We start from the raw sequence: 14,303 nt of genomic DNA, 5'->3' as shown, positions 1-14,303 counted from the left end.
CGGCGATGAACCAGTTCGCGATCCTCTACGAGGACCGCTTCACAAGAAACCACTCATAAAATGCATTTGATGGCCTGCCATCCGGCAGGCTTTTACCTGCCTTGCACACAAAAATTCGGACACTCCCGAGAACCCCGCCACCTACGGTAGAATTTGACCCTCAACCAGGCGCCAAACCCGACGCCCCGTCCCCGAAGGTCATCGTCGATGCAAATTCAGATTCACAAGGAAGTCGATGCGCGCGGGCTCATGTGCCCGCTCCCCATTTTGCGCGCCAAGAAGGCGCTTGCCGACATGGAAAGCGGCCAGATTCTCAAGGTACTGGCCACCGATCCGGGCTCGCAGCGCGATTTCGCCGCATTTGCGAAGCAAACCGGCAATGAAATCGTCGAAAGCTCGGCGCAGGACAAGGTCTTCACGTTCCTGATGAAGCGCCGCTAAAACACGCGCCCAACACGCGTCTCAGCAAAAACAAAAGGCGCTGTGCCCGAATAAACGGGGCACAGCGCCTTTTTTACATCGGCCCGGTGCTACTACTACCCGGACGAAACCGGCATAAAACCGTTCAGCCTTCCAGCACCGGCGAACGCGTGCGCAAATACTCTTCGAAATCGGCCGCCACTTCGGGGTGACGCAGCGCGAACTCCACCGTCGCCTTCAGATAACCCAGCTTGCTGCCGCAATCGAAACGCGTGCCGTGATACTTGTACGCCAGCACCTGCTCGTCCGCGAGCAGCGACTGAATCGCGTCCGTGAGCTGCAATTCGCCGCCGGCGCCCGGCTTGATCGAGCGGATGTGATCGAAAATGCGCGGCTTGAGCACGTAGCGGCCCACCACGCCGAGATTCGACGGCGCGACTTCGGGCGCGGGTTTCTCGACAATGCCCGACATCTTGATGATCGAGTCTTCCCATTCCTTGCCGTCGACAATACCGTACGACTTGGTTTCCTGCGGCGGAATCTCTTCGACTCCGATCACCGAGCTGTGGTAGTGATCGAATACCTCGATCATCTGCGTCATGACGGGCGGCGTGCCGTACAGCAAGTCGTCCGCGAGGATCACGGCGAACGGGTTGTCACCCACCAGCTTTTCGGCGCACAACACCGCGTGGCCCAAGCCCAGCGCTTCCGGCTGACGCACATAGAAGCAGTCCACGTGGCTCGGCTTGATGCTGCGCACCAGCTCCAGCAGCTTGTCCTTGCCGCGTGCTTCCAGTTCGGCTTCGATTTCGTATGACTTATCGAAGTGATCTTCAATCGCACGCTTGCTACGGCCCGTGACGAAGATCATTTCCGTGATCCCCGCGGCCATCGCCTCTTCCACCGCGTACTGGATCAGCGGCTTGTCGACGATCGGCAGCATTTCTTTCGGGCTTGCCTTGGTGGCAGGGAGGAACCGGGTGCCGAGACCTGCTACCGGGAAGACCGCCTTTGTAACTTTTAGCATGTGAATACCCTGAATCCTCTGGATTAGCTATCGCTCGCGCGCCCGTCTTCTCGTGGAGGACGGGCGTGAAGCGTCGATCAGGCCGGCAAACGGGCCAGCTGGGCGCTCAACTTGCCCACCGTAGCTTCGAATTCTGCCAGTCTTTTCTGCTCCTGCTCAACAACTGCCGGCGGCGCCTTCGCAACGAAACTCTCGTTCTGCAGTTTGCCATTGCACTTGGCGATTTCCGTGGTCAATCGCGCGATTTCCTTCGACAACCGCTCGCGCTCGACAGCCACGTCGATTTCCACCTTCAGCACCAGCTTGTCATTTCCTACGATAGCAATAGGCGCGCCATCTGCTTGCGCATCCAGAGTCGCTTCGTCGGCAATGATCTGCACTTCGGACAAACGCGCCAATGCCTGGGCGTACGGAGCAAAGGTGCGCAGGCGCTCCGCGTTGCCGGTGGCGAGCAAGGGCACCTTCACCGCGGGCGACAGATTCATTTCGCCACGCAGATTGCGGCACGCATCGATCACCGCTTTCAGATCGGCGGCCCATTGCTCTGCGTCTTCGTCGATCTTGGAAAGTTCCGCAACGGGGTAAGGTTGCACCATGATGGACGCTTCACCCTCGGCTTTGCCCTCGGGATAACGGCCGGCCAACGGCGCCACTTTCTGCCACAGCGCTTCGGTAATGAACGGAATCACCGGATGCGCGAGGCGCAGCACCGTCTCGAGCACGCGCAGCAGCGTACGGCGTGTTGCGCGCTGCTGGTTCGGCTGACCCGTCTGGATCTGCACCTTGGCGAGCTCGAGATACCAGTCACAGTATTCGTCCCATACGAACTTGTATAGGGCGTTGGCCACATTGTCGAAGCGATAGTCGGCAAAACCCTTAGCGATTTCCGCTTCCACGCGTTGCAGGCGCGAGACGATCCAGCGGTCGGCCGGGGAGAAATGCAGATGGCCCTCGGGGCCGCATTCGCCGCATTGCGCCGGTTGGCCGAAGCCGCAATCGTGCCCTTCGCAGTTCATCAGCACGAAGCGGGTGGCGTTCCACAGCTTGTTGCAGAAGTTGCGATAGCCCTCGCAGCGCGCGAGATCGAAGTTGACGTTGCGGCCGAGCGTGGCCATCGAGGCCATCGTGAAGCGCAGCGCGTCGGTGCCGAAGGCCGGGATGCCGTCCGGGAATTCCTTGCGGGTTTTCTTTTCGATCGTCGCGGCCTGTTTCGGATTCATCAGGCCGGTGGTGCGCTTGGCGACCAGCGCGTCGAGGTCGATGCCGTCGACGATGTCGATCGGGTCGAGCGTGTTGCCCTTGCTCTTCGACATCTTCTGGCCCTCGGCGTCGCGCACGAGGCCGTGCACGTACACCGTGTCGAACGGCACCTTGCCGGTGAAGTGCGTGGTCATCATGACCATGCGCGCCACCCAGAAGAAGATGATGTCGAAGCCGGTGACCAGCACCGACGACGGCATGAAGTGCTTCATCTCCGGCGTCTCGGCGGGCCAGCCGAGCGACGAGAACGGCACCAGCGCCGACGAGAACCACGTGTCGAGCACGTCTTCGTCGCGCTTGAGCGCGCCCGTATAGCCCGCTGCAGCGGCCTTGGCGCGGGCATCTTCCTCGGTTTTCGCCACGAAGATTTCGCCGTTGTCGCCGTACCACGCCGGGATCTGATGGCCCCACCAGAGCTGGCGCGAGATGCACCAGTCCTGGATATTTTCGAGCCACTGGTAATACGTGGTGGTCCAGTTTTCCGGCACGAATTTGATTTCGCCGCTGCGAACCACGCCGAGCGCCGTTTCGGCGATCGATTTGCCCGGATTGAAGGTGCCTTCCGGCGCCGGCTTGCTCATGGCGACGAACCACTGGTCCGTCAGCATCGGCTCGATCACGACGCCCGTGCGGTCGCCGCGCGGCACCATCAGCTTGTGCGGCTTGACCGATTCCAGCACGCCGAGCGCCTCGAGGTCCATCACGACCTGCTTGCGGGCCTCGAAGCGGTCCAGACCGCGGTAATTTTCCGGCGCGTTGTCGTTGATCTTCGCGTCGAGCGTGAGGATTTCGATCATCGGCAACTTGTGGCGCTGGCCGACCTGATAGTCGTTGAAGTCGTGCGCGGGCGTAACCTTGACCACGCCGGTGCCGAATTCGCGGTCGACGTAGTCGTCGGCGATGATCGGCACTTCGCGGCCCGACAGCGGCAGCGTGACGGTCTTGCCGATCAGGTGCGCGTAGCGTTCGTCTTCCGGATGCACCATCACGGCGGTGTCGCCGAGCATGGTTTCCGGGCGCGTGGTGGCGACCGTCAGATGGCCCGAGCCGTCGGTGAGCGGGTACTGGATGTGCCAGAGGTGGCCGTTTTCTTCTTCGCTGACGACTTCGAGGTCGGAGACCGCGGTGAGCAGCACCGGGTCCCAGTTGACGAGGCGTTTGCCGCGATAGATCAGGCCCTGTTCATACAGGCGTACGAATACATCGCGCACGGCGGCCGACATTTTGTCGTCCATCGTGAAGTATTCGCGCGACCAGTCGATCGACGCGCCGAGGCGGCGCACCTGATTCGTGATGGTCGAGCCCGACTGCTGCTTCCATTCCCACACGCGTTCGACGAATTTTTCCCGGCCGAGGTCATGGCGCGAGACGCCTTGCGCGTCCAGTTGACGTTCGACGACGATTTGCGTGGCGATACCCGCGTGGTCCGTGCCCGGCACCCACAGGGTGTTTTCGCCGAGCATGCGGTGGTAGCGGGCGAGGCCGTCCATGATCGTCTGATTGAACGCATGGCCCATGTGCAGGGTGCCCGTGACGTTCGGCGGCGGCAGCTGGATCGAGAAATCTTTTTTGTTCGGTTCGAACGCGGGCGCCGCGTAGGCGCGCTTTTCCCATTCGGGGCCCCAGTGGGCTTCGATTGTCTGGGGCTCGAAGCTTTTGGCAAGCGTGGAGGTGGTGTCGCTCGGGGTCTCGCTCATTTGTCGATCGGGTGTTGGATGCACAGAATGTTTGATTATAAGCGGCGGCATAAGGGTGGGGACTTTTTGGGCCGTGCGGCGCTTTTGGTTGTGGTCTGTATTTGCGGGGTTTGTTGGCCTTTCCTTGAATTCACGGTGGTCTATTGGCGTTGCCCCTGTGCGGGGCGGCACCTACTTTCTTTGCCGCGGCAAAGAAAGTAGGCAAAGAAAGCCGCTTTCCCACCGCTAACCTTTAAGCGGGTCCCCTGGCTTGGAGGGGGTAGTGGAGCATCTGGAATCCGTGCTGTCGCACATTCGGCCGCGGTGACAAGGCCGTCATACTTCCCGCCTCGCGCTGCGCGCTCGCCGGAACGGTCTGCCTGGAAGACCAGCGGCTGCGCTTCTGCGTGGCGGGGGCCATCGGCTTCGCCTCGGCGAGACGCCGAACTTTGCTGGTTTGATCGTGGCTGCGTGGTAGCGGCGAGAGCAGCGGGAGCGATGTGAAAAGTATGGCTGGGCGGGGGCGGGAAGCTTGCGAAGTATGACGAGGCGGCGAATCCCCCAGTTACTGAACTACCGCTGCGGCGCGCGCAGCGCCGCCGGAAGAATGACTGCCTTGTCACCAGGGCGGAGTGTGCGGGAGCACCGATTCCAGATGCACCACTACCCCCTCCAAGCCAGGGGGCCCGCTTAAGAATTAGCGGTGGGAAAGCGGCTTTCTTTGCCTACTTTCTTTGCCGCGGCAAAGAAAGTAGGTGCCGCCCCGCACAGGGGCAGCGCTAATAGACCACCGTGAATTCAAGGAAAGGCCAACACACCACAAGCAGACCACCGCGAATTCAAGAAACGGCCACCCCCTCCAGAACAACGAAAAAAAGCACGCCCCCGCCGGGGCCTATAATATGGATCGACCTGCCGTCCCCCCAGAAAAATGCCCGATCTGCTAGCCAATCTAAACCCCGAACAACACGCCGCCGTCACGCTCCCCAACGAGCCCGCGCTCATTCTCGCCGGCGCGGGCAGCGGCAAGACCCGCGTCCTGATCACGCGCATCGCGTGGCTCATCCAGCACGGCCTGGCGTCGCCCGCCACGATCCTGGGCGTGACCTTCACCAACAAGGCCGCCCGCGAAATGATGTCGCGCCTGTCGGCGCTCCTGCCCATCGACACGCGCGGCATGTGGATCGGCACCTTCCACGGCCTGTGCAACCGCATGCTGCGCGCGCATCATCGCGACGCGGGCCTGCCGGCCACCTTCCAGATCCTCGATACCGCAGACCAGCTGTCCGCCATCAAGCGTCTGATGAAGGGCCTGAACATCGACGATGAAAAGTACCCGGCGAAAAATCTCCAGTACTTCATCAACAACGCGAAGGAACAGGGTTTGCGGCCGAAAGACGTCGACGCAACCGACAACTTCAACCGCAAATTCGTCGAGCTGTACGAAGCCTACGACCAGCAATGCCAGCGTGAAGGCGTGGTCGACTTCCCGGAGCTGCTGCTGCGCTGCTACGAACTGCTCGCCCATAATCCGCCGCTGCGCGCCCACTACCAGGCGCGCTTCCGCCACATTCTGGTCGACGAGTTCCAGGACACCAACAAGCTGCAATACGCGTGGCTCAAGCTGTTGGCGGGCCAGACCAACTCGATCTTCGCGGTCGGCGACGACGACCAGTCGATCTACGCGTTCCGCGGCGCGAACGTCGGCAACATGCGCGACTTCGAACACGAATTCAACGTCCGCCACCTGATCAAGCTCGAGCAGAATTACCGCTCCCACGGCCATATTCTCGATGCCGCCAATCAGCTGATCGCCAACAACTCGCGCCGTCTGGGCAAGAACCTGCGCACCGACGCCGGGCACGGCGAACCGGTGCGCGTGTATGAGTCCGCCACCGATTCGCAGGAGGCCGGCTGGATCGTCGAGGAAATCAAGGCGCTCATCAGCACCGGCACGTCGCGCAGCGAAATCGCCATCCTCTATCGCAGCAACGCGCAGTCGCGCACGATCGAACACACGCTGGTCAACGCGGGCATCGCGTATCGCGTGTATGGCGGCCTGCGCTTTTTCGAGCGTCAGGAAGTCAAGCACGCGCTCGCCTATCTGCGCCTGATCGACAATCCGAACGACGACACCGCGTTCGCGCGCGTCGTCAATTTCCCCACGCGCGGCATCGGCGCGCGCTCCATCGAACAACTGGCGGACGCGGCGCGTCTGTACAACTGCTCGATGGCCGCGGCCATTCCGTACGTGGCGGGCAAGGCGGGGTCGAGCCTCGCCGGTTTCGCCAATCTGATCGGCAAGATGCGCGCGGAAACGCAGCAGATGAGCCTGCCGGAAACCGTCGAGTTCGTGGTCCGCACGAGCGGTCTCACGGAGTTCTATCAGAACGAACGCGAAGGCCAGGACCGGCTGGAGAACTTGCAGGAACTGGTCAACGCGGCCGCGGCGTTCGTCAGCGAAGAGGGCTACGGCATGGACACGCCGGCGCGCTCGATTCCGCTGCGCCCGGGCGCGACCGCGGCGCCCGAACTGGCGGTCGCCACCGACGATCCGAACGTCGTCGTGCTGGACGCACCAGGCGTTGCCGATCCGGCGCAAAACCCGGACACCATGACGCCGCTCGCGGGCTTCCTGTCGCACGCCTCGCTCGAAGCGGGCGACAACCAGGCGCAGGCCGGCCAGGAGGCCGTGCAGCTGATGACGGTGCACGCGGCCAAGGGGCTCGAGTTCACCGCGGTGTTCATCACCGGTCTCGAAGAGGGCCTGTTCCCGCACGAAAACAGCGCGATGGAATCGGACGGTCTGGAAGAAGAGCGCCGCCTGATGTACGTGGCGATCACACGGGCGAAGGAACGGCTGTATCTGTCGTTCGCGCAGAGCCGGATGCTGCACGGCCAGACGCGTTACAACATCCGTTCGCGTTTCTTCGACGAACTGCCGCAGGAAACGCTCAAGTGGCTCACGCCGAAGGTCGAGGCGGGCGCGCGCTGGGGCGGCCGCTCGGACAACGCGGGTTACGGGCGCGACTGGTTCGCGCGGCCGGGTTATACGGGACCCGCGTCGTCGACGCCGGCGCAGTTGCCCGCGTTCGCGAATGAACAGCGGGCGGCGGAAACGGGTTTCCGCGTCGGCCAGCAGGTGTTCCACACCAAGTTCGGCGAAGGCACGATCACCGCGCTCGAAGGCGGCGGCACCGACGCGAAGGCACAGGTCAAATTCAAGCGGCACGGCGAGAAGTGGCTCGCGCTGGCGGTCGCGAAACTGCAGGCGGTCGAATGAGTACAACGGGTATTGAGGCAGGTGTTGGCGCGCACCCCGGCATCGGCGGCGCGCCGGTTTCGCATCGTCCGCTGGGCATTCTGGCGGCCCTGCCGCAGGAACTGGGCGATCTGATCGAAGCAATGCGCGCCGAGTCCGGCGTGCGCACCATCACGCACGGTCAGCGCGACTATCACCTCGGCACGGTGCACGGGGCGTCGTGCGTCGTCACGCTGGCGCGGGTCGGCAAAGTGGCGGCGGCGGCCACGGTCAGCGCGCTGATTCACGCATTCGATGTCGAAGCGGTCGTGTTCACCGGCGTGGCCGGCGGCGTGGGCGCGGAAGTGCGGGTCGGCGATATCGTCGTCGCCAATGCGTTGCTGCAGCACGATCTCGACGCGTCGCCGCTGTTTCCGCGCTTCGAGGTGCCGTTGCTGGGCGTGTCGCGGTTTGCCGCGGATGCGTCGCTGGCGGACCGGCTTGCCGCCGCCTGCGAACGCTTTGTCGCGGAGGAGGGCACCGCCGCGGCGGAGCGTTTCGGTACACGCGAGCCGCGCGTGCATCGCGGCCTGATCATCAGCGGCGATCAGTTCGTGGCCAGTGCTACGGGTGTTCAGGCATTGCGCGACGCGCTGCCGGATGCGCTTGCCGTCGAGATGGAAGGCGCGGCGATCGCGCAGGTCTGCTATGAATACGGCGTGCCGTGCGCGGTGGTGCGCACCATCTCCGATACCGCCGACGATCATGCGCCCGGCTCGTTCGTGTCGTTCCTCACCGAGATCGCGGGGACGTATTCGAACGCGATCCTGAAACGGTTCCTGGAGTCGCGCGGTTCACCGGCTTGACCCGCGGGCGTTGAGCGCGGCGCCGGATGCATGGCGGCATCACGGCACGCGCGCGTAAGGTTAAGGCCACACCAACGTGAGCGAACGCTACGATTACCCGGCGCCGCCCAGTGCCTCGCGCACCTGCTGTAACGCCGCAGGATCTTCGATAGTCGGCAGATCGCCCGGCTCGCGCCCTTCGGCGAGCGCCGCGATCGCGCGGCGCAGCAGCTTGCCGGAGCGCGTCTTCGGCAGCATCGACACCACCACCACGCGGGACGGCCGCGCAATCGCGCCGAGCTGGCGATCGACCGTGGCCGTGAGTTCGGCTTCCAGCTTCGCCCGTTTCTTCGGGTCCGCGAAGGCTTGCGCGTCGCGCAGCACCACGAAAGCCATCGCCGCCTGACCCTTCACCGCATCCGTGACGCCGACCACCGCCACCTCCGCGACGGCCGCGTGGCCCGACAGCGCCTCTTCGATTTCACGTGTGCCGAGCCGGTGGCCGGCCACGTTGATCACGTCGTCGGTGCGGCCGAGGATCGTCACGTAACCGTCCTCATCCTGCACGCCCCAGTCGAACGTCGAATAGACCTGGTGATCCGGAATACTCGACCAGTAGGTTTTGACGAAGCGCTGGTCGTCGCCCCATACCGTCTGCATGCAGCCCGGCGGCAGCGGATAGTCCAGTGTGAGCACGCCTTTTTCGCCGGGCGGGCAGGGCTCGCCGGTCAGCTCGTTGCGTAGGGTCAGATTGAACCCGGCCGCCGGGACGCCCGGCGAGCCGAGCTTGGTGGGCAGCGCTTCGACGCCGCGCGGAATCACCAGCATCGGCCAGCCGGTTTCGGTCTGCCAGTAGTTGTCGATCACCGGCTTGCCGAGCGCGTCGGCGATCCACGCTGCGGTCGGTTCGTCGAGCGGCTCGCCCGCGAGAAACAGCGCGCGCAGACTCGACAGATCGGCTTTCTTCATGAGCGCCGGGTCCTGCTTCTTCAGAACGCGCAGCGCGGTTGGCGCGGTGAACATCAGATTGATCTTGTGCTGTTCGACGAGCCGCCACCAGATGCCGCCATCGGGACGAATCGGCGTGCCCTCGTACATGACGGTGGTGAGGCCCGCGATCAGCGGCGCGTAGACGATATAGCTGTGGCCGACCACCCAGCCCACGTCCGAGGCGGTGAACATCGTGTCGCCGGGCCGCCCCTGAAAGATGTGTTCCATCGACGCCGCCAGCGCCACCGCATAGCCGCCGACGTCGCGCTGCACGCCCTTCGGCTTGCCGGTCGTGCCCGACGTGTACAGCACGTACGAGGGCTCGTTCGATTCGAGCCACTCGCACGGCACGTGAGCGTCGAAAAACTGTTCGCGCAACGGCTCGTAGGCGACCAGGTAAGGGGCGTTCAGGCGCTCCGGTGCAAGCTGCCGGTCGATCAGCAGCACGTGGGCGGTTTTGTGGGCCGCGCGCGCGAGTGCTTCGTCCACCAGCGGCGTGTAGTCGATCACCTTGCCGCCGCGCGCGCCGGCGTCGGCGGTCACGATCAGCACGGGCTTCGCGTCGTCGATGCGGGCCGCGAGATTGGGCGCCGCGAAGCCGCCGAACACCACCGAATGAATCGCGCCGAGACGCGCGCAGGCGAGCATCGCGAAGAGCGCCTCGGGGATCATCGGCAGGTAGAGCAGCACCACGTCGCCGCGCTTCACGCCGAGCGAGCGCATGACCGCGGCCATCCGGTTGATTTCCGCGTACAGCTCGGCGTAGGTGTAGTGCCGCTCGATGCCGGTTTCCGTCGACACATACACCAGCGCGTTCTGCTGTGCGCGTTCAGCGAGATGGCGGTCCACCGCGTTGTGGCACAGGTTCGTGCGCCCGCCTGTGAACCAGCGCGCGAACGGCGGGTTCGAGCGGTCGAGCACGGTGTCGAACGGAGTCTGCCAATGAATGCGCTTGGCCTCGTCGCGCCAGAATGCCTCGGGGTGCTCGATCGAACGGCGGTGGAAATCGCGGTAGCTCGTCATCTGCTGCGATCCTTCTGCTGCGTGAGTGAACGGGTGTCGGGTCAGGCGGCCGTGCTGCATGGCGCCTAGGTCGCGCGTGCATCCGCACAAGCATAGTGCAGGCCCGGCGTGGCGGACAACGCGGGTTCACCATGAGCGGCACATAAGAAAAAAGGCGCCGCAGCGCCTTTCTTCCTACATGCGAGTCCCGCAAGCGCTCATCAGGCTTTCGCGCGCTTGCCTTCCACATCCGGCAGAAACACCGTCAGCACGCCGATCAGCGGCAGGAACGAGCAGACCTTGTACACGTACGCGATGCTGGTGGCGTCGGCCAGCTGCCCGAGCACCGCCGCGCCGATCCCGCCCATGCCGAACGCGAAGCCGAAGAACAGGCCCGCGATCGTGCCGACCTTGCCGGGAACCAGCTCCTGCGCATACACGAGGATCGCCGAGAACGCCGAGGCCAGCACCACGCCGATGATGACCGTCAGCACGCCGGTCCAGAACAGGTTCGCGTACGGCAGCAGCAGCGTGAACGGCGCGACGCCGAGAATCGACACCCAGATCACATACTTGCGGCCGATCCGGTCGCCGATCGGACCGCCGATCACGGTGCCCGCGGCAACCGCCGCGAGGAACACGAACAGATGAACCTGGGCGGCCTGCACCGGCAGATGGAACTTGTCGATCAGATAGAACGTGAAGTAGCTGTTGATGCTGGCGAGATAGAAGTACTTCGAGAACACCAGCATGACCAGCACGCCCATCGCGAACATCACCTTGCCGCGCGACAGCGTCGCGTGGCCGGCCGAGCTGCGCGCTTTCTTCACCGACGGATGCTGCTTGTACCAGCGGCCGATCTGCGTGAGCACCACAATCGCCACGAGCGCCGCCACCGAAAACCACGCGATGCTGCGCTGGCCGTGCGGGATCACGATCAGCGCGGCGAGCAGCGGCCCGAGCGACGAACCCGCATTGCCGCCCACCTGGAACAGCGACTGCGCGAGACCGTGACGGCCGCCGGAGGCCATGCGAGCGACCCGCGACGACTCCGGATGGAACACCGACGACCCGCAGCCGACCAGCGCCGCCGCCACCAGCAGCACGCCGAAATTGGGCGCGACCGACATCAGCAGCAGGCCCGCAAGCGTGAAGCCCATGCCGATGGGCAGCGAATACGGCTTCGGATGCTTGTCGGTATAGCTGCCGATCAGCGGTTGCAGCAGCGAGGCAGTGATCTGGTAAGTCAGGGTGATCAGGCCGATCTGTCCGAACGTCAGCGAGAAGTTGTCTTTCAGCATCGGGTAGATCGCCAGGATCAACGACTGGATCATGTCGTTGAGCAGGTGCGAGAAGCTGATCGCACCGAGCACGGAATAGACCGTGCGCTGGACTTTGGCGGCGGGTTGCGCGGCGCTGGCGGCCGCGGTTCCGGCTGGCGTGCCGGCGAGGGCGCTTTTATCGAGGCTCGTTTCCATACGCTAGTTGAGAGAGAAGAAATGAGTGACGGGCTGGATCTGACGCCGCCGGCGTGGCGAGGCTACGAGGCTGCGTGCCGGCCGCCGGTTCGTTCGTGTTTCGAATGCCGCGGCATTTCGTCGCGTGTTCAGGCATGGGTCGAAGTTTACAGTGGCTTGAGCGAAATGTAAGGACAAGATTTGTCGCGAATCGGACATGTCCTGTCGTGATCGGCTTTTCCGTTGCGCCGAAGCTGGGCGCGGGGCGCACCGTGGCAGTGCGTCGGGCGGGAGTGCTGCCACGGTCATGCATCGCCGGCAAGTCATTTGAACAAGCTGATTCGAGGATATTTTTGGCCGTGTATAAAACGGTCGCGGGCGCGAAGCTTACAAAGCGGTGCGCCGAGGACCGGGCGGCATATCGCGCGTGCGACGCTAAAGATCGCGGACGTTCGTGCCGTAGACCGGGAGAGAAAAGCAGCAATGCCGGAACAGACCTTTCCGGCAGATTCGGACGTGGAGACGGGGAATATGAAAGCAGTTTCGCTGGGCAGCCGCAAGGGCGCGGGGTTCGTACCGGAGGAAGACGCGGCAGGCAACCTGCCGCCGCAGGGACAGGCCAGGCGCTCGCGCGTGAAGCTCAAGGGCTTGTCGGTCAAGACGATGTTGCGCCTCGCGTTTGCCGTGCTGTTGATCGGCACGCTCCTGATTGGCGTGTTCTCGCTGACGCAGATCAGCCGGCTGAATGCGTCCGCCAGTTCCATCTACGTTCAGGGCCACGTGGCGAGCCGCGCGGCCGAAGAAGCACGCGGCTACATGCTGCGCGCGAGCCGCGCGCAAAAAATGCTGCTCACCGCCTCGACGGCGAAGGAGCGTGACGATCTCGGCACCGACATCGACCACGGCCTGAGCGGTCTCGCCGCGGAAAATGCCAAGTTGCAGCAGTACGTTGACACGTCCGACGCGGCGGCTGTCGAGGCGCAGAAGAAATTTGCCGCAGCCGTCACGGTGTGGAGCGGGCATCTGCGCGATTTTGTGACGCTCGTGAAAGCGCAGCCGCTCGACCTGTCGCAGATGAACTGGCAGGTCGGCACGAATGACGTCTCGCTGCTGGTCGAAACCGGCAAGCTCGAAAAGCTGGTCGACGAACTGGTCGCCCAGCGCGGCACGGCCGCGAAGGCGACCATCGAGGCGTCGGGCTTTATCTACCATTCGTCGTTCGTGATGATCGCCGTGATGACCGCCGGCCTGATTGCGCTGGCGTTCGGGATCAGTGAGTGGGTGGTGCGGCGCCTTGCCGGCCAGCTCGGCGGCGAGCCGGCGTACGCGAAGGAAATTGCCAGCCGGATCGCGGCGGGCGACCTGTCGAACGAGATCGCGCTGGGGCGCAAGGACAAGTCGAGCATGCTGTTCGCGCTGCACGACATGCAAAGCGGGCTTGCGACGACGGTGGCCGACATTGCGTCCAGCGCGGATGCGATTGCGACGGCGTCGAGCGAGATATCGATGGGCAACCTGGATCTGTCGCAGCGGACCGAGCAGCAGGCGATGGCGCTCGAGCGGACGGCGAGCAGCATGGAGCAGTTGACGTCGACGGTGCGTCAGAACGCGGACAACGCGAAGCAGGCGAGCACGTTGGCCAACAATGCTTCCGAGATCGCGGAGAAGGGCGGCGAGGTGGTGAGCCGCGTGGTCGCGACGATGAACGAGATCAACGATAGCGCGCGCAGTATTGGCGACATTATCGGGGTGATCGAGGGGATTGCTTTTCAGACCAACATTCTTGCTTTGAACGCGGCGGTTGAGGCTGCGCGGGCGGGTGAGGAGGGGCGCGGGTTTTCGGTGGTGGCTGCCGAGGTGCGCAATCTGGCTCAGCGGAGTGCTGCTGCTGCGAAGGAGATCAAGGGGTTGATCAGTACTTCTGTGGAACGGGTGAGCAATGGGTCGACGTTGGCCCAGGATGCCGGGCAGACCATGGATGAGGTTGTTAAGGCTGTTAAGCGGGTGACGGACATTATGGGGGAGATTTCGGCGGCTTCCTCTGAGCAGAGTGCTGGGATCGAGGAGATCAATCTCGCTGTGACGCAGATGGATTCTGGGACGCAGCAGAATGCGGCACTTGTCGAGCAGGCTACTGCTGCTGCCAAGTCGTTGGATGATCAGGCGAAGGGGTTGAAGGTTATGGTTGGGAAGTTCAGGCTGTAGTATTTTTGCCTGCTTGGCGCTTTGTCTGTGCTCTTGGGGCGTTGGCCTTTCCTTGGGAGTGTCCGAATTTTTGTGTGCAAGGCAGGTAAAAGCCTGCCGGATGGCAGGCCATCAAATGCATTTTATGAGTGGTTTCTTGTGAAGCGGTCCTCGTAGAGGATCGCGAACTGGTTCATCGCC

General features: G+C 63.6%; 8 protein-coding genes. 4 read left to right on the top strand and 4 right to left on the bottom strand.

Translation table 11 applies throughout. The features are described from left to right. Nucleotides 1-213: 213 nt before the first annotated feature. Nucleotides 214-441 (top strand): sulfurtransferase TusA family protein, encoded by a 228-nt coding sequence (locus tag A6V37_RS35940; RefSeq protein ID WP_041746333.1) that lies wholly within the window; start codon nucleotides 214-216, stop codon nucleotides 439-441. A 124-nt stretch (nucleotides 442-565) separates the two neighbouring features. Here the strand turns inward: A6V37_RS35940 and galU are convergent, their stop codons facing one another. After that, the gene (gene galU / locus A6V37_RS35935; protein ID WP_064271419.1) at nucleotides 566-1,447 is read right to left on the bottom strand and encodes a UTP--glucose-1-phosphate uridylyltransferase GalU; all 882 of its coding nucleotides are present in this window, start codon (nucleotides 1,445-1,447) and stop codon (nucleotides 566-568) included. Between the two features lie 77 nt (nucleotides 1,448-1,524). After that, nucleotides 1,525-4,404, bottom strand: a complete 2,880-nt coding sequence (locus tag A6V37_RS35930; protein ID WP_064286870.1) for a valine--tRNA ligase — start codon at nucleotides 4,402-4,404, stop codon at nucleotides 1,525-1,527. Between the two features lie 910 nt (nucleotides 4,405-5,314). Here A6V37_RS35930 and A6V37_RS35925 point away from each other — a divergent pair. Together A6V37_RS35925 and A6V37_RS35920 are read left to right on the top strand one after the other, a co-directional pair. After that, nucleotides 5,315-7,666 carry a UvrD-helicase domain-containing protein gene (locus A6V37_RS35925; RefSeq protein WP_064271415.1) on the top strand — a complete coding sequence of 784 codons (2,352 nt, stop codon included), beginning with the start codon at nucleotides 5,315-5,317 and terminating at the stop codon, nucleotides 7,664-7,666. Next, on the top strand, nucleotides 7,663-8,490 hold the full coding sequence (locus A6V37_RS35920) for a 5'-methylthioadenosine/adenosylhomocysteine nucleosidase (RefSeq protein WP_064271413.1): 828 nt from the start codon (nucleotides 7,663-7,665) through the stop codon (nucleotides 8,488-8,490). Before A6V37_RS35925 ends, A6V37_RS35920 begins: the two co-directional genes overlap by 4 nt. A gap of 93 nt (nucleotides 8,491-8,583) precedes the next feature. Here the strand turns inward: A6V37_RS35920 and A6V37_RS35915 are convergent, their stop codons facing one another. Together A6V37_RS35915 and A6V37_RS35910 are read right to left on the bottom strand one after the other, a co-directional pair. After that, nucleotides 8,584-10,542, bottom strand: a complete 1,959-nt coding sequence (locus A6V37_RS35915; RefSeq protein ID WP_075643614.1) for a propionate--CoA ligase — start codon at nucleotides 10,540-10,542, stop codon at nucleotides 8,584-8,586. Nucleotides 10,543-10,682: 140 nt separating this feature from the next. Further along, a complete protein-coding gene (locus tag A6V37_RS35910) occupies nucleotides 10,683-11,939 on the bottom strand; it encodes an MFS transporter (protein WP_064271409.1) in 1,257 nt (418 codons plus the stop codon). A 510-nt stretch (nucleotides 11,940-12,449) separates the two neighbouring features. On the opposite strand from A6V37_RS35910, the gene A6V37_RS35905 reads away from it, so the two are divergent. Continuing rightward, entirely contained in the window at nucleotides 12,450-14,123 is a 1,674-nt protein-coding gene (locus tag A6V37_RS35905) for a methyl-accepting chemotaxis protein (RefSeq protein ID WP_064286869.1), read from the top strand. Nucleotides 14,124-14,303: the final 180 nt, after the last annotated feature.

It is taken from the genome of Paraburkholderia ginsengiterrae (assembly GCF_001645125.1).
In the GTDB taxonomy this organism is placed as follows: domain Bacteria; phylum Pseudomonadota; class Gammaproteobacteria; order Burkholderiales; family Burkholderiaceae; genus Paraburkholderia; species Paraburkholderia ginsengiterrae.
This window is presented reverse-complemented; position numbering and strand designations above follow the sequence as displayed.

Coding starts and splice junctions, on each gene's coding strand:
- galU (WP_064271419.1), bottom strand. CDS start 1,447: ATGCTAAAAGTTACAAAGGCGGTCTTCCCGGTAGCAGGTCTCGGCACC.
- A6V37_RS35930 (WP_064286870.1), bottom strand. CDS start 4,404: ATGAGCGAGACCCCGAGCGACACCACCTCCACGCTTGCCAAAAGCTTC.
- A6V37_RS35925 (WP_064271415.1), top strand. CDS start 5,315: ATGCCCGATCTGCTAGCCAATCTAAACCCCGAACAACACGCCGCCGTC.
- A6V37_RS35920 (WP_064271413.1), top strand. CDS start 7,663: ATGAGTACAACGGGTATTGAGGCAGGTGTTGGCGCGCACCCCGGCATC.
- A6V37_RS35915 (WP_075643614.1), bottom strand. CDS start 10,542: ATGCAGCACGGCCGCCTGACCCGACACCCGTTCACTCACGCAGCAGAA.
- A6V37_RS35910 (WP_064271409.1), bottom strand. CDS start 11,939: ATGGAAACGAGCCTCGATAAAAGCGCCCTCGCCGGCACGCCAGCCGGA.
- A6V37_RS35905 (WP_064286869.1), top strand. CDS start 12,450: ATGAAAGCAGTTTCGCTGGGCAGCCGCAAGGGCGCGGGGTTCGTACCG.